This is a genomic window from Actinomyces sp. ph3 (assembly GCF_000308055.1).
GTDB lineage: Bacteria > Actinomycetota > Actinomycetes > Actinomycetales > Actinomycetaceae > Pauljensenia.
Genome location: NZ_CAGY01000005.1, coordinates 289,468 through 305,638, shown reverse-complemented (window position 1 = coordinate 305,638; position 16,171 = coordinate 289,468). Strand labels below are relative to the sequence as shown.

Genomic DNA, 16,171 nt, shown 5'->3' with positions numbered 1-16,171 from the left:
ATTACCGTTTTAGGCCCCAGATTTTTATTGTTATTGCCAATTCTTTACCTTTGCTATACGCTTATCTCAACGTTTTCGCAGTGCCAGTTGACACCTTTCAATCGGCTAAATTCTGCGGTTTTACTGACCATTTCGACTGAGGAGCTCTCATGGCAAGCATCCTGGATGCAATCTCTACTGCCTTGTACAGCTACATTCTGATCATTCTTCTGATCGGTACTGGCTTGTACTTCTTTATCCGAACGAAGGCACTTCCACTGCGCATGTTCTGGGAGTCGATTCGTGTCGTTATGGAAAAGCCGGAGAAAGATAGCGACTTTTCATCGTTCCGAGCACTGATGATCTCCACGGCCTCGCGAGTGGGCGTCGGCAACATCGCCGGCGTTGCAACGGCTATCGCGCTGGGCGGTGCTGGTGCAGTCTTTTGGATGTGGGTTATCGCGACCGTCGGCTCGGCCTCGGCTTTCATCGAATCAACCCTGGCTCAGATCTATAAGCGCCGTTCCCCTCACGGTCACTCCTTCGGTGGCCCCGCGTACTACATCAAGGATGGCTTGGGCAAGGGATGGTTGGCGGTTGTCTTCGCAGTTGCCTTGATCGTCACCTACATGGGCGGCTTCAATCTGCTTGCCTCGTTCAACGTGAACCAGGCATTTAGCGCATACAGCTGGTACGACGCCAGCTACACTCCCTACATCATCGGTGGCCTACTTGCGATCGCGATGGCCGGTTCAATCTTCGGCGGAACCCGCCGCCTTTCCGACATCACTTCCTTCCTCGTCCCGGTCATGGCAATTGTCTACTTGGGCGTGGGAATCATCGTCGTGCTGATCAATTGGCACAACATCCCCTCGATGCTCGAATCAATCTTTGCGGGCGCTTTCGACTTCAAGGCGATTTTCTCCGGCTTCGCTGGCTCCGCTATCATGCAAGGCATCAAGCGCGGCCTGTACTCGAACGAGGCCGGCGTCGGCTCTGCACCGAACGCTGCAGCTTCGGCTTCGGTGTCACACCCGGTCAAGCAGGGCCTGGTTCAGATGCTCTCCGTCTTCATCGACACCATGATCATCTGCACCATCACCGCCTTCGTGATCCTCTCCTCCAATGTTGAGCTCAATGGCGATGTGACCGGCGCTCCCCTAGTTCAGAACGCAATGGCCTCGACCATTGGTTCTTTCGCGGGCCCCTTCACCACCTTTGCTCTATTGCTTTTCGGTTTCACCACTCTGGTCGGCAACTTCTACTACGCCGAGGTCAACTTGCGTTTCCTCTTCGGCGACAAGCCCACTCCACACTGGGTATTAACAATCTTCCGCGCCGTGGCTTCGCTGTTGGTCTTTGCAGGCGCACTACTGGAGTTCTCGGTCGCATGGAACATTGGCGATATCCTCATGGGCCTAATGGCATTGATCAACCTGCCCGTGATCATCATCTTGGGCAACAAGGCCATCCGGTGCGCCCTTGATTACCAGAAGCAGCGCAAGGCGGGACTTAACCCAACCTTCAAGGCTTCTTCAATCGGTATCACCCAGGAGCTGGATTACTGGCAGGACTAGCTAGGGGCAAGGCCCAGGGCAGGCCCTAGCGCTGCCCCAAGCCTATTCCCTCTGCAAAGCTCTCGAAAAATAGGATTCCCGGTCACCTCACTGAGGTGACCGGGAATTTCTATACCCAAAAGAACAGGAGATACACAAAAGGGCCGGGCAATCAGCCCGACCCAAGTTGTGGAGCTAGGGGGATTCGAACCCCCGACCTTCTCATTGCGAACGAGACGCGCTACCAACTGCGCCATAGCCCCAAGGACCTCACCATCATAGCGGCAGAAGTCCGTTTGGCCAAACGGAGCCCCAGCAAGGCTCCGCACGCGAAACTACTGCGCTATACGCGAATCCAGCGCGGCCTCGACATCCAAGACAACTGCCTCGTAGGCGACGACTTCCTCGGTCGAACGCGCATCCTTTGGCACCGGGCCAGCGGCGATCGGGCGCGCAGGAATACGCGCATCCACCCTGGGGATTCCGCGAATATCGGTATCGGGATGCACGATGCGCCCGCTCAGTCGAGCACGCATCGCATAGGTCGGCGCCGGAATGGCAGCAGGAGTCCAGGTGCGACGTTCCACCGGTGCGGGGATCTCTTCCTCGATAGCCGAGGCCACAGTTTCCTCCACAGCAGCCTGCGCTTCATCTTGAAGATCTTCAGCGAGTTCCTCAGCCGTATCCGTAACCTGGTCCGCGCCCAGACCTTCCTCTTCAACGCTCTCTTCCGAGGCATCTGAAACAGACGAGTAGACAGTTTCAGCTTCGACCGTGGTCACTTCAGCCGACGCCTTCGCGGACGCCGATGAACGAGAAAGCTGGTCGCGAAGCCTGTGGAGCTGTGCGACTTCCTCTTCCCCAATACGCTGGGAACGAATCGCACACGCCCGAGAAAAGACAAGGGTTGCCGTACCCGCGGCAAAGGGAAGAAGCGGCCACATCCATGACAGCGAGGTTGCTGCGGCACAACCTGCAAGGATCAGGGTTGCTAGGGCAGCCACAGCCACGAGCAGCACACGTCGGCGGGCAGCAGCGGCCTCGGCACTCAAACGGGCGGCGCGACGGGCGCGCAGTGCAGAAATCTCACGCACTCCGCAACTGCGAGCGCGGGCGGCCTCTGCGGTCAGGACCGGAGCATTGTGTGCCACTGGAAAGCTCCTTCGTTGCACGGGACGGGTGCCGTTGAGTAGCGCGGGCGAGTCGTCAGCGCATTCGTCGACGGGTACGACGCTAGCCGATTCAACGAGACGCAAGCTGGGAGAAAACCGATCGTTCTCTCGAGATTGCATCATCGCGCTTCGGCGAGCAATAAGGTACGGGAGGGTGGCAAGGGTGACGATGACCGCCACTGCAACCAAAACTCCTCCGTATACCACCCTCTAACGCTAAAACCTCAGCGCCATGACGGAGTCCTATAGTGGGCGCGTGTCTGTGATCATTGCAGGAAAAATACCTCAGTAAATTCACATCAATCACAGTTGTCACACGCACACCATTGACAACATGGATGGGACTGAAACTAGCGCAAGCACTGACCGTACAAGGAAGCAACCATGCCACCTTGAGGAAGAGACTCTGCATCCATCGCAAAACTCACGTGGTCGGCCCACTGTCCAGCGATGTTCATATAGCGCTCACGGTAGCCTTCCTCGCGCAGACCAAGCTTGCGACAAAGACCCAATGAGCGCTCGTTTTCTGGCCGGACATTCACTTCAATTCGATGCAGACCGAGCTCTCCAATGACCAGGTCCATCATGTAAGCAACAACCAAAGAAGCAACGCCCATATGAGCAGCTTCTTGAGCGACCCAATAGCCAAGGATTCCTTGACTCATTGCGCCCCATTGCACCTGCGAAAGGGTGAATTGCCCGACCGGCTTCCCATCAAATTCGGGCATCAATATTAAAGAATGCCCCTCACGCTGATCGCGGTCTGCGCGTCGCATGTAATCCCACAGGGTTGGTAGTTCTTCCACTGCCCCCTCAGGCAAGGTTGCATCCCAGGGATTCAGCCAAGCGGAGTTCGCACGTCGTACCGAATCAATACGCAGATGGTCGCGGCCCAGAAGGGGACGAATGGTCAAGACCTTAGGAGAGGCAGAGGACGATGCGCGAATGAAACCTTCCGAGACCGGATCTTCAATGCGCACATTGAAGAAGGACGGATCGCGCCCCCACACCGCAGCGGGTGCAAAAAGCTCGCGCAGTCCCATTCCGAGTAGGTGCCCAATCAGTCCAAAACCATGCAGCGCAAAGTATCGCCGACGCGCACATTCGTCACGTCTTCGGGGACCACCGCAAGCGCATTCGATTCAGCCAGAGCCGAAAGAAGCAACGAGGCAGGAGCTCCCATCACCTTCGCCTGATAGCCCGTACGCGGTTCGCCCACTAGACGCACTCGCACGAACTCGCGACGGCCTCGCGGTGAATACCACGAGCGATCCACGCGTGCTTCAACGCTGGGACGGTTGAGAACGGTCCACCCCTGCATGTGGCGCAATGCGGGACGCACATAGACCTCGAAGCAGACTTGGGCGGAAACCGGGTCACCGGGAAGGCAGAAAATAGGGGTACCTGCGCGCCCCTGATCGTCACCGCCGACAGTTCCCACACCAAGGATGTGGCCGGGCCATGCAGCAACCGAATCGAAGCGAACCGTACCAAGTGCTGACAAGACCTCTCGGACTGTATCGCCACTTCCGTAAGAAATACCGCCCGTCGTCAAGATCAAATCGGCACGAACCAACTGATCTTCAATAGTTTCACGAAGAACAGAACGCTCATCGGGAACAGCAGACACACGGAAGGTCTGCGCACCCGCATCAGTGATAGCCGTCGAAAGTGCGTGGCCGTTGGCATCGAATACCGTTCCGGGGCGAGCCTCGCGGCCGGGCTCAACGAGCTCATCACCGATGGACAAAATCACCACGCGGGGACGTGGGTGAACCAGAACGCGGGAACGACCAACGCCGGCAAGCAGAGCAACCTGACGGGCACCCACACGGGTCCCCGCTCGAAGAACAACGGTTCCCTCTTCCACGTCCTCGGCCTTACGGCGAATGTTCTCTCCTACCGCAGGCTGAGTCTTCGCGGAAACCTTAGAAATGCCATGGTCGCTGAATTCCAGAGCAAGAACTGCATCCGCACCCTGAGGCATAGGAGCGCCAGACGCGATACGGATCGCGCGGCCTCGGATCAGGGCAGCAGGGTGAATATCCCCCGCGCGGATCTCTTCCGTAACGGGCAGGACAACAGGAGCATCCGGGCGAGCGCCTTCAAGGTCGGCTGCAGCAACCGCGTAGCCATCGCACGCAGCCAGGTCAGCAACCGGCAGGTTGAAGGGAGCCTCAACGTCCTCTGCCAAGACGCAGCCCACAGCGTCTGGAAGTTGGACATCCAGAGGGGGCTGCTGCCCGACGGCAGAAATACAGTCTTGATAGAAATCAGCGACCGAGCGCATTACAGACCTAGAACTTTCGCCAGACGGTCTTTCAGCTGGGTACCGGCCTCGTTCACCAAGAACTCCGCCAACTTCGGACCGAGCTTCGGGTCTTCCAAAGCCAAGGCAATATTGGCCTCGAGGTAGCCGAGCTTGTCACCGGTGTCGAAACGACGGTCATTGACAACGACACCGTACAGGCCGCCGCCGTCCTCGGGATCGCGGTCGATCAGGCGAGCGAAACCATCAGTCAGCTGGTATTCGCCACCGCGACCGGGCTCAATCTTCGTCAGTTCATCGAAGATCGCGGGGTCGAAGACGTAGCGGCCAACAACCGCGTACTCACTCATGACCTCTTCAAGCGGCGGCTTCTCAACAACGCGATCAATACGCATGAGGTCGCCGTCCTTGAGGGAAACGCCTTCAGGGATCTCCAGAGGTGTAACCGAAGTCGACGCGTAGGCAGTCGCTTGTTCAGGAGTCACGCGCAAAAGTGCGACAACCGAACCACCAAGAGCATGGCGCACATCAATCATGTGCTTGAGCAGCGTGGAATTCGGGTGCATGAGGTCGTCAGGAAGCATCACAGCAAAAGGAGCATTTCCGACGTGCTGACGGGCCTGCAAAACAGCATGTCCCAGACCCAACGGGTGTCCCTGACGCACCGAGTGCATGCGCGCAAGCTTGAGGTATTCACGGGAGAGGGCAAGAAGCTCGTCCTTGCCTGCCTTCTCGAGCTCATTTTCGAGACCGGGGTCGGCATCGAAGTAAGCTTCAATGGATTCCTTACCGGTTCGAGTCACGAAGAGCATATCGTCGATACCGGCATCCGTTGCCTCTCGAGCGATATATTCAATTGAAGGACGGTCAACAACAGGCAGCATTTCCTTAGGCACAGACTTTGTGATTGGCAGGAAACGCGTGCCGCGTCCGGCGGCCGGAACAACCGCGTGACGCACAGGTACATTTCGATCTGTCATAGTCACCAGAGTAGTCGAGGAAGGGGCATGGGAGCGAAATGACCATGCATAAAAACTCACTTCGTGCTGAAATTCGTGCGCGTAGGAGCCTGTATTGGGATTCCCGAGGCCGCGGCGAGGAACAGGGTGAGCGTGACGCTTTGACCGCACATTTCCGTGAAGCGCTTGATGCTTTTGGCGTCACTCCCAGTAGTAGCCATCCCCTTGCAGCTTTTTATCCGATGGAAAAGGAGCCAGATATTTCTGGAATCCTTGCCTGTTTTGACCCCGTTTTACTTCCTGTTCTTGCGCGCGAGGACGGCACGCTGCTGTGCGAACCCCGCTGGGCTCTTCATTCCCGAGGTGACGAGCTCACTCGCCCTAACCCGCGCTTCCCTGCCCAAAGCCGCGCCCCTATCCGCGAAGCCCAGGCTCTTGAAGCGGCCTCGGTTGTCCTGATCGCCGGTCTTTCAGTCGACGAGGCAGGCACTCGCCTTGGCCAGGGTGGCGGCTGGTACGACCGTGCACTGTTATATAAGGGCGTGTCAGCCCCAGTTATTGCATGCGTTTTTGATTGGGAGTATCGAGGAAAAGAATTGCTCCCCCACGAGGATCACGATATTCCGGTAGACGGAGTCATTACGCCTTCGCACTTCATTAAACTGGGAATCAAGTGAATAACTCCTGCACAGGCTAGGCGCAATATGTGAGGAAGACTGCGTATTTCGCGCTTCCCAAGGCACTGGTGTTGCCGATAGGCTTTCTCCTTGGTTGACGCATAAGCGTCACGCAACACGTGCGAGTTCGGTGATTCCTAACTGGACTCAGAGCTGAATATCAATAACTCAAGGAGTTTTCCATGCTCAAGGGCTTCAAAGAATTCATTTCCCGCGGAAACGCTGTTGATCTTGCCGTCGGTATGGTGATCGGTGCTGCCTTCACCGCAGTCGTCACCGCTCTGGTTGAGAAGTTCCTCAACCCCCTCATCGGTGGTCTGGTCGGCAAGCCGAACTTCGACAGCTTCCTGGAGTTCACCGTTGGCACGGCAACTGTTCAGCCCGGCGCCATCATCACTGCACTGGTCAACTTCCTGATCGTTGCCTTTGCACTGTACCTCTTTGTGGTCATGCCGATGAACGCTCTGAACGCTCGCCGCAAGAAGGAAGAGGCCGAGGAAGCTCCCGCAGTTTCCGAGGACGTCCAGCTGCTCTCTGAGATCCGCGACCTGCTCAAGGCTCAGAGCAACAACTGAATCTGATTCATATATAAGGTGGCGGCAAGCATCATGCTTGCCGCCACCTCTTTTTATACCTACGAGAACGTCATGAGAGCTTAAGGACTTCACTCTCTGTTTCGACGGTCTCAGACACGGGAGCACAATCCCGTGGAGTTTGGGTCACAGTCATAACCACCCAGTAGCACAGTGCACCGAGCGGAGCCGCAACGAACCAGGAGAAGGGTGCAATCGCTTCAAGGAAAGGCACCTTTACAAGTGCAACACACAATGCGACGACCGCAGCGGGAATGAAAGCAGCGACAGCACGCAAATTCCACCCGCCATGGTAGAAGTAGCGGCCTGCTGACTGAGGCGAATACAAGTCCTTCAGATCCACAGTGGAACGCTTGTAGTAGTAGTAGTCCATGACAAGAATTCCAAAGAACGGGCCGAGAAGCGCACCCAAAGATCCCAAGAAGTAGGTGATCGCTGCGGGGCTTCCGTACAGGTTCCACGGTGTCACAACAATGGACAGAACGACTGCCGCGATTCCACCAATACGGAAGGAAATATGCTTCGGGCTCACATTCGAGAGGTCGAAAGCCGCTGACACGAAATTTGCCACAATATTGACGCCAACAGTTGCGACAATGAAGCCAATCGACACCAGGTAGAAGACAATGTTGTTATCAATACGGTCAAGCAAATCACCTGGATCATTGAAGGCTTCACCGTAGACCTGGACCGCCGCAGCCGAGCAAATCACTGAAGTGAGCGCAAACGCCGTCCAGTTCAGAGGAAGGCCGAGAAGGTTACCCACATAGACGGCCTTCTTCGTCGGAGCATAGCGAGCAAAGTCTGCAAAGTTCAGCATTAGCGTCGCAAGAGTTCCCACTGTCAAGCCAACGGTCACAAAGATCTGGTAGAGCTGGGTGCCAAAATCGGGTGTCTCACCGCTAGCGTTCGTCATCCACGAGAAGCTCCAGTTTGCCTGTGAGAGCATCCAAACGGCCATGCCGATCATAATGACCCAGATGATAGGACCAGCTGCACCCTGGAAGTGGCGGACGGCTTCCATTCCTCGCCAGACAATCAGCAGCTGGACCGCTGACAACAACAGGAATGCAAACCAACCAGATAGGCGTAGCCCAAGGAAAGGCGTCGACCATTCTCGCATTGCTGGGAAAATTCGCATTAAGAGCAGCTCAAGTGAAATCGACGCAATATAGGTCTGAATTCCGTACCAAGCAATAGCAACAATGCCACGGACAATTGCTGGGAAGTTCGCTCCCCAAACACCCCAAGTAACACGAGAAACCACCGGATATGGAGCGCCTGTCTCGTAGCCCATCATTCCAGAAAGGCAGCAAGCAGCAAAGATAATTGCAGTAGCAACGAGAACGCCGATAACGATTGCGAAAGGCGTAAGGCCCATCAACGTCCCGGTACCAATAAATAGCGCAGCAGCAAAAGTGTAGTTCGATGCATTGTGGGCATCATTCATCCACAGGGAAAAAAGCGAATAGCCATTCCACACTCGGTCATCCGAACTTGCCGGTGCAAGATCACGATTACATAACCGATGTTCTGGATCACCCTTTTCTATTTCTTCAAATGACAGCTCTTGGGCTCTCATAATAATTCTCCTAAAACTCCATTGTTCTGCGATAAAAACGGATCATCACAAACTGATCCAACAGGCAAGATCATCACTATTCCCGAGTAAATTACCCGGCTTTTCGGCATCTCTTGCCGACAATGAACGGCTAACTCCGTTCAAGACTCGCTTCCGCTTAGACGCATTCAGCACCAGAGCAAAGGCAAGTCGATACACTCCTTCCCTCGTTATTTGAAAATGCATTTTTAGGCCTATCGCTGGATCAGTGCGATTCCATCCATGACATCGCATGACTACAGAGAGGACGATGCCGAGGAATGCGATAGCTAAAGGTCTGGGCAGCATCGTTACTACCCGGGGGTAGCAGCACCACAAATGATGCTGCTACCCCCTACTTCAAATACCTGTTTTCGGTATTTTCTGCAGGAAGAGAACTGAAGACGCGGTTCGCTACTACTTCGCGAGTCCAATCGCGCAAGGTGCATCTTCTGTGGGGTTTTCCGCGACCTCTTCAAATTCGTTGACGTTATCGATAGCGGCTCCCATCGAAATATTCGTCACGCGTTCAAGGATCGCTTCAACCACAACGGGGACACGGTATTCCTTTGCGATCTTCGGTGCCTCCGCGAGCGCTGCCGCTAACTCATCGGGGTTGTGCACGCGAATTGCCTTACATCCAAGTGCTTCAACCACACCAACATGATCCACGCCGTACCCCCCTGTTTCAGGGGCATTGATGTTCTCAAACGACAATTGGACTTGGTAATCCATATCGAAGGCTCGCTGGCTCTGCCTAATAAGTCCCAGGTAGGCGTTATTCACAACAACATGCACATATGGAATATTGAAGTGCGCAGCGACTGCAAGTTCTTCAATGAGGAATTGGAAGTCATAGTCACCCGAAAGTGCAACAACCGGAGTATCCGGATCGGCAACAGACGCACCAATGGCTGCTGGAATCGTCCATCCGAGAGGACCGGCTTGACCGGCATTCACCCAGTGGCGGGGCTTAAATACGTGAAGCATCTGAGCCGCAGCGATCTGCGAAAGGCCGATCGTCGTGACATAGCGAGTTTCAGGTCCAAATGCGCGGCACATCTCTTCGTAGACACGTTGCGGCTTAAGCGGAACGTTGTCGAAATGGGTCTTGCGAAGCATCGTCGACTTACGCTCATTACATTCATCCACCCACTGGTTGTATCGAGTGAGCTCCGCACCGTAGCGCTCCTTGGCAGCACCGAGCAATTCAGCGAGTGCTGCCTTAGCATCGGACACCGACCAAAAGTCCGGCGGGAACACGCGACCAATCTGAGTTGGTTCGATATCGACGTGGACGAACTTCCTACCCTTTCGGTAGGTTTCCAAATTGCCACAGTGACGTGCAGCCCAACGATTACCGATACCGATAACCAAGTCTGAATCCATCATCGTTGCATTTGCATAGCGCTGCGATGTCTGGATTCCCGCCATTCCCTGAGCCAAGCGATGATCATCAGGGATACTTCCCCAACCCATAAGGGTCGAAATCACAGGGACCCCAAGATATTCAGCCAAGGCAATGAGGTCCGCAGATGCGTCGGCACCGATGACGCCTCCACCGGCCAACAGGATTGGGTGCTCAGACTCATCCAGCATGTCGAGAATTCGATTTGCCTGGAGGGCAGTCATACGCGGTTCGCACACTGGCAGAGGCTCGTAGGTATCGATATCAAAATCGATTTCAGCAACCTGGACATCAAAAGGCAGGTCAATCAAGACGGGACCACGGCGACCAGAGCGCATACGACGGAAGGCCTCGGCAAAGGTTCCGGGAATCTGCGCTGGTTCGAGAACCGTAACTGCCATTTTGGTGACAGGCTTCGCAATCGATGCGATATCCACGCCCTGGAACTCTTCCTTATTCAGCATTGGGCGGGTTGCCTGGCCAGTGATGCACAGGATCGGAATTGAGTCCGCACTCGCCGAGTACAAACCGGTGATCATATCTGTGCCACCGGGACCCGATGTTCCAATGCAAACACCGATATTGCCAGACTTTGCACGTGTAAAGCCCTCTGCCATGTGGGAAGCGCCCTCAACGTGACGTGCAAGCACATGGCGAATCCCACCATGCTCTTTCATTGCTGAATAAAGCGGGTTGATAGCAGCACCGGGCACCCCAAATGCCTGTGTTGCCCCCTCCTTCTCAAGAATACGAACGATTGCATCAACAGCGCGCATTCGTGACATGGTTAGTTTCTCCGTTCGACTTCAATTCCACTAAGTGTTTCGATGATTTTGATGATGGCCGAGTGATCCTGCTCCGCGAATCCGCATGCACAAACCGCTTCAAACAGCTGCAATACGCATGCGGTTACGGGAAGTGCACATTGCGCTTCATGTCCCACTGCCATGGCGATATCCATATCTTTTAGGTGGAGTCCCGCTGCGAAGGTCGGCGCGAATTCGCGCTCGATCATCTGCGGTCCTTTCAGATCAAGGATTCGTGAGCCAGCTAGCCCACCTCTAAGAGCGGAGAGTGCAGTCGCTGGGTCAACTCCGCTCTTCTTCAGTAGAACAGTGGCTTCCGCTACCAATGCCAGAGTTCCACCGACAATGAGTTGGTTGGCCGCCTTGGTCACCTGGCCGGAACCTACCGGTCCCATGTAAGTAATTGAGCGCCCGAGAAGCGCAAGGACTCCCCGCGCTTTTTCAAGGACGCTTTCATGGCCTCCGACCATGATGGACAATGTCCCCTCGGATGCGCCGGCAAGTCCGCCAGACACCGGCGCATCCAAGAAATCCACTCCTACTTCTGCTAGCTGCTCCGCAGCAGCACGCGCATCTGCCGGAGAAGTGGTTGACATGTCAATGAAGAGGGTGGAGGGAGTGATGCGGTGCTTATAACGCGTCACGATATCGTTGACAACGCTACCGTTTGGCACCATCGTGATAACGACATCGACGTCCGAAAGAACTTCTTCAACGGAGGAGCAAACTGTACCGCCAGCCTCTCCAAAGCGTTCACTTCTTTCAGGAACACGAGAATATCCTTTAACGGAATATCCACCACGAAGCAGGTTAATTGCCATTGGCAACCCCATAGTGCCAATGCCGACAAAGCCTACCGTCATGCGGTTCCCTGCGCCCATCATTCCCTCCATTTTCTCTTCGTCACTCAGAGGGTGCGCCAAGCCTCGCGCAAAGTACGCTTCGCATCAGCAATAACGGCTTCAGAAGTCTGCTCGCCCAGCGGTTGGACTTCAAAAGCAACGATGTTTCGATCGGCAGCGTCTTCAACCAGGTAACCGTTTTCCAACAGACCACGTAGGAATTCGCGGACCTCAGGAACCTTGCACTCGCCCTTTGGGTGTCCAAAATAGGGATGCTTATCGCCAAATGCCGGATCCGCCGGATCATTGATCACACATGTTCCGATATGCGCATGGTTGATGTAGTCCGCAGACACATGAAGTGCTTCATGGATGGTCTCGGTCTGCATCGGCAGATGCGAAAGATCGATCATCAAACCGAAACTGGGGACCGACTTTCGAATCTCCTGTGCAAGTTCGACTGCAAGTCGGTTTGAACCGATAAGCGCACGCTTGTCTGTGGAGTCGTCAAAAGTCTCGAGCGACAGCATCAGGTCGCCCTTTGACTGGGCGTAACGGCCAATCTCAGTGATTGATTCGGCGAGGAGTTCAAGAGCCTTTTCCTGCTGTTCCTTCGCCTGAGGGCGCGGACCAGAGAGGAAACCAAACTTACGAGCACCGAATGCGTAGGCCTGATCAACTGCTCCCTTAAGTACATCAATTGCCTGCTGACGCTTCTCTGGGTCGGGAGAATTCAGGTCAAGCTTGCCGCGCAAAATAAATGGTTGTGCGCCAAAACCAACACGAACACCCGAGGTCTTGAGAAGGTTCTTCACTCGTTCATGTTCATCAGGAACATCAACATGGGTGACTTCGATTGACTCGAAGAATTCATCACACACAATCTTGGCAACAGAATCCGCGATCGGTCCCTCACCGGACATCGCGAACGGGTACGCCATAAAGTGGACAATGCCAACACGCATGTAGTCATGTAACGACTGTTTCATTTTGATCTTCTTTCCGAGTTTGTGGTTACTTTGCCTGGATTGCTTCCAAAGCGGTTGCAGCGATGGGTTCCGCTCGAAGTCCGAAGTAATCCATGAGTTCGTCCATGGTTCCAGACAGGCCAAATACGTCTTTTGTACCAACCCGTCGCAGTGGGACTGGACATTCTTCGCACAGGGTTTCGGCGACAGCCGATCCCAAGCCGTTCAGAATCGAATGCTCTTCAACTGTGACAACTGCGCCGGTCTTCCTTGCGGATTCGGCAATTGCATCCGAATCGATCGGCTTTACCGTGTGCATGTGAAGAACCTCAGCAGAAACACCCTTTTCCGCAAGGATCTCGGCTGCCTTGAGAGTTTCAAAAAGCATATTGCCCGTTGAGATCAGCGTGACGTCGCTGCCTTCACGGAAGCGAATTGCTTTACCAATTTCAAACGGAGTATCAACGGTCGTCACGTCCGGGACCTTCAGCTTCCCAACACGCAGATATACAGGGCCGTCGAACTCGTATGCAGCACGCACTGCTTTTTCCATCTCACACGAGTCTGCTGGAACAATCACCGTCATGTCGGGAATTGCACGCATCAGTCCAATATCTTCAAGAGGAAGGTGCGTTGCGCCTTCTTGGGCTGCGGAAGTTCCGGCATTGTGACCAACAATTTTCACATTCCTACCGGAGTATGCGACCGAAATACGAACTTGGTCATATCCGCGTCCAGTGAGGAAGTTGGCATATGCATTGGCAAATGGGACCTTCCCAAGCGCGGCCATGCCCGCAGCAGTTCCAACGATGTCGCACTCGGCAATTCCCATATTGAAGAATCTGTCCGGAAACTCGTCGCGGAATCGATTCGTGTAATTCGACTTCGCACAATCGGCATCAAGAACAAAAACATCATCATGCTGATGTCCCAGTTCAATAAGCGCTCGCGCATAGCCTTCACGCGGTTCGGTAGTAGTCGTCACTTCAATTCCTCCAGAGCTTGTGCAAGTTCTTCATCCGTCGGAGCGAGGCCGTGGAACTTTGCGGTTTTTTCCATGAAGGACACACCCTTACCTTTGATCGTGTGGGCAATAATGATGCTCGGCTTCCCCTTAAACCGCATTGCACTTTCGAAAGCAGCATCAATCGCTGCGATATCGTGCCCATTGATTTCGATGGCGTTCCAGCCGAAGGCTTCCCACTTTGCACGGACATCGCCAATAGACAAAACCTCATTGACAGGACCATCAAGTTGGATCTTGTTGTAATCAAGAATTGCACAGACGTTATCAAGGCCGAAGGCTGCAGCTGACATCGCAGCCTCCCAAACTTGACCTTCTTGAATTTCTCCATCACCAAGCATGACGTAGTAACGCGAATCCATCCCGTCATGCTTAGCGGCCAGTGCTGCACCATTTGCAACAGAGAGCCCCTGCCCCAGAGAGCCCGAAGACGCATCAACACAGTCAAGGTGAAGATTCGAGGGGTGCCCTTGGAGACGAGTGTGCATGTCTCGGAATGTCATAAGCTCTTCGCGAGGGAAGAACCCGCGCGCGCTCATCGCGGCATAGTAGGCGGGAGTGCAGTGTCCTTTTGAAAGAAAGAACATGTCACGGCCATGCCAGTGAGGTTCGTTAGTACGTACACGCATGTATTTCATGTACAGAACCACCAACACATCGATGGCGGAAAGAGAACCAGCCGGATGGCCGCTTCCCGCATGGTGCACCATTCGCACAATATCGCGACGGCACTCGAGAGCAGTCTGCTCGAGGCTCTCAATTTCTTCCTGTTTCAATGCATATCCTTTCTTCTTCTGTGGGTGTCCTGGCGAGATCACCATCTCGCCAGGACACCCTGAGTGTCATGCGTGCTTACTCATCAATTTCGCGGAACGAAATCTCTTGAGCACCTTCCCAAAGGAACTTTTCGCCCAAGGCAGCAAGGTTCTCGTTGCCTTCGATGATCGTCGCGAAGTGGTTGCCAGCCAGCTGCCCCGCCTTCGAGGCGAAGTTGACGTATCCGTATGCAAGAAGCAGCTCGGTCTCAGATACACCACCGGGGTAGATCACGAGCTCGCCGGGGTGCGGGTAGCAGGTTCCGTTCTCAGGCTTAATACCAAGATCAAGATCGCCAAAAGGAATCCATCCGGCCTGGCCAGACCAACGGACATGAATGATCTTTGAGGTTAGGCCAAGAAGATGCTTCTTGAACGCTTCAACGGTCTTAGGCGCAGCTTCTTCTTCATAGCGCGCCTTGAAGGTGTATCCACCGGCGGTAATTTCGAGCAGCATTTGTTTTTCCTTTCTTATTGTTCTGTCTGTAATCAGTTGCCCAGGATGGATGCAAGCAGAGCCATACGGATGGAAACCGACTGCAAAATTGCGCGGAAGTGCAACTGATGAGGAGTGTTATCAATACGCAAATCCATCTCGCCCTTACGACGCGGCAGGGTGTGCGTCACGTAGATCATGTGACCCTTTTCTGCCTCATCCTTGAGGGTGTCGTAGCGGACGAAGTAGCGATCCATCAAGGTCTTGAACTCTTCTGCCTTGGCGCCAGCAGGAGCAGAGCAACCCGGCAGGTAGATCAGGTCCTGCTTACGGACAAATTCGTTGAAGGAATCCTGTTCGAAATCGAATTCCTCATTCAATTCGACGTTAAATTCATTGCGAATACGGTCGGTCACCTCAGAAGGAGTACGGCGATCGGAATCAGAGGCGATAGAGACATTTGCACCCAGACGGGCAAGCCCGTAAGCCATCGAGTGGCCGGTTCGTGCTTCAACCATGTCAGGCGAGACGACTGCAACATTCAAGCCCTCGATACGACCAAAACGACGCCACAGCGTGTAGAGGTCGAGAAGCGCCTGGGTGGGGTGTTCCCAGTGGCCCCAACCACCGTTAATCACGGGGCATTCTGCGGACTCGGCTCCTCGACGAGCTTCCTCTTCGTCGTAGTGGCGGAGAACGATCAAATTGGCGTACTGCGAAATGCAGCGCATCGTATCTTCAATCGACTCTTCCTTCGCCACCGAAGAGGTGACTTTCGGATTTGCCTCAACAATGACGTGGCCACCCATACGCTCCATAGCGGTCTGGAAGCTCATACGGGTACGCGTTGACGGCTGAAAGAACATCAGCGCGAGCATCTTGTCATCAAATAGGTCGATCTTCGAGCGGTTAAACAGCTCAAGGGCCTTACCAAGTTCGAACAGGTTGTAGAGCTGTTCGTTCGAGAGATCGTTGATCGAAATGAAGTTCTTGCCAGCGTGGTCAACGGCATCGATCAGTTCGCGCATTGAGCGCATGTGTTCAGACACAATAACTCCTGTGTTACT

At 54.5% G+C, this 16,171-nt stretch carries 15 protein-coding genes and 1 tRNA gene; 3 read left to right on the top strand and 13 right to left on the bottom strand.

All coding sequences use genetic code 11. The features are described 5' to 3' along the window. The first annotated feature begins 149 nt into the window (after positions 1-149). Entirely contained in the window at positions 150-1,556 is a 1,407-nt protein-coding gene (locus tag HGAS_RS06570) for an alanine/glycine:cation symporter family protein (RefSeq protein ID WP_019127034.1), read from the top strand. Positions 1,557-1,725: 169 nt separating this feature from the next. Here HGAS_RS06570 and HGAS_RS06565 read toward each other — a convergent pair. The 5 genes from HGAS_RS06565 to HGAS_RS06545 form a co-directional block, all read right to left on the bottom strand. After that, a tRNA-Ala gene (locus HGAS_RS06565) sits at positions 1,726-1,798 on the bottom strand. 72 nt (positions 1,799-1,870) lie between these two features. Beyond that, on the bottom strand, positions 1,871-2,686 hold the full coding sequence (locus tag HGAS_RS06560) for a hypothetical protein (RefSeq protein ID WP_233993730.1): 816 nt from the start codon (positions 2,684-2,686) through the stop codon (positions 1,871-1,873). A gap of 371 nt (positions 2,687-3,057) precedes the next feature. Beyond that, a complete protein-coding gene (locus tag HGAS_RS06555) occupies positions 3,058-3,750 on the bottom strand; it encodes a GNAT family N-acetyltransferase (RefSeq protein WP_019127032.1) in 693 nt (230 codons plus the stop codon). A 17-nt stretch (positions 3,751-3,767) separates the two neighbouring features. Continuing rightward, positions 3,768-4,997 carry a gephyrin-like molybdotransferase Glp gene (gene glp / locus HGAS_RS06550; RefSeq protein ID WP_019127031.1) on the bottom strand — a complete coding sequence of 410 codons (1,230 nt, stop codon included), beginning with the start codon at positions 4,995-4,997 and terminating at the stop codon, positions 3,768-3,770. Then, positions 4,997-5,956, bottom strand: a complete 960-nt coding sequence (locus tag HGAS_RS06545) for a UTP--glucose-1-phosphate uridylyltransferase (RefSeq protein ID WP_026066698.1) — start codon at positions 5,954-5,956, stop codon at positions 4,997-4,999. The genes glp and HGAS_RS06545 overlap by 1 nt, the downstream gene beginning before the upstream one ends. A 38-nt stretch (positions 5,957-5,994) precedes the next feature. Between HGAS_RS06545 and HGAS_RS06540 the strand changes: the two genes are divergently transcribed. Both HGAS_RS06540 and mscL read left to right on the top strand, forming a co-directional pair. Next, positions 5,995-6,612 carry a 5-formyltetrahydrofolate cyclo-ligase gene (locus tag HGAS_RS06540; RefSeq protein WP_019127029.1) on the top strand — a complete coding sequence of 206 codons (618 nt, stop codon included), beginning with the start codon at positions 5,995-5,997 and terminating at the stop codon, positions 6,610-6,612. Positions 6,613-6,794: 182 nt separating this feature from the next. Continuing rightward, on the top strand, positions 6,795-7,187 hold the full coding sequence (mscL, locus tag HGAS_RS06535) for a large conductance mechanosensitive channel protein MscL (protein WP_019127028.1): 393 nt from the start codon (positions 6,795-6,797) through the stop codon (positions 7,185-7,187). 70 nt (positions 7,188-7,257) lie between these two features. On the opposite strand, the gene HGAS_RS06530 is transcribed toward mscL, so the two are convergent. From HGAS_RS06530 to HGAS_RS06495, 8 genes are all read right to left on the bottom strand, one after another. Then, positions 7,258-8,787 (bottom strand): NCS1 family nucleobase:cation symporter-1, encoded by a 1,530-nt coding sequence (locus HGAS_RS06530; protein WP_019127027.1) that lies wholly within the window; start codon positions 8,785-8,787, stop codon positions 7,258-7,260. A gap of 435 nt (positions 8,788-9,222) precedes the next feature. Continuing rightward, entirely contained in the window at positions 9,223-10,998 is a 1,776-nt protein-coding gene (gene gcl, locus HGAS_RS06525) for a glyoxylate carboligase (protein ID WP_019127026.1), read from the bottom strand. Between the two features lie 2 nt (positions 10,999-11,000). Next, complete coding sequence (locus HGAS_RS06520; protein WP_026066697.1) at positions 11,001-11,882, bottom strand: NAD(P)-dependent oxidoreductase; 882 nt, start codon at positions 11,880-11,882, stop codon at positions 11,001-11,003. A gap of 44 nt (positions 11,883-11,926) precedes the next feature. After that, the gene (locus tag HGAS_RS06515; RefSeq protein WP_026066696.1) at positions 11,927-12,850 is read right to left on the bottom strand and encodes a sugar phosphate isomerase/epimerase family protein; all 924 of its coding nucleotides are present in this window, start codon (positions 12,848-12,850) and stop codon (positions 11,927-11,929) included. 25 nt (positions 12,851-12,875) lie between these two features. Further along, the gene (locus tag HGAS_RS06510; protein WP_019127023.1) at positions 12,876-13,814 is read right to left on the bottom strand and encodes a transketolase family protein; all 939 of its coding nucleotides are present in this window, start codon (positions 13,812-13,814) and stop codon (positions 12,876-12,878) included. Then, entirely contained in the window at positions 13,811-14,629 is an 819-nt protein-coding gene (locus tag HGAS_RS06505; protein ID WP_026066695.1) for a transketolase, read from the bottom strand. The genes HGAS_RS06510 and HGAS_RS06505 overlap by 4 nt, the downstream gene beginning before the upstream one ends. Before the next feature lie 76 nt (positions 14,630-14,705). After that, entirely contained in the window at positions 14,706-15,125 is a 420-nt protein-coding gene (locus HGAS_RS06500; protein WP_009408121.1) for a DUF3830 family protein, read from the bottom strand. A 32-nt stretch (positions 15,126-15,157) separates the two neighbouring features. Beyond that, positions 15,158-16,153 carry an aspartate/ornithine carbamoyltransferase family protein gene (locus HGAS_RS06495; protein WP_019127021.1) on the bottom strand — a complete coding sequence of 332 codons (996 nt, stop codon included), beginning with the start codon at positions 16,151-16,153 and terminating at the stop codon, positions 15,158-15,160. Positions 16,154-16,171: the final 18 nt, after the last annotated feature.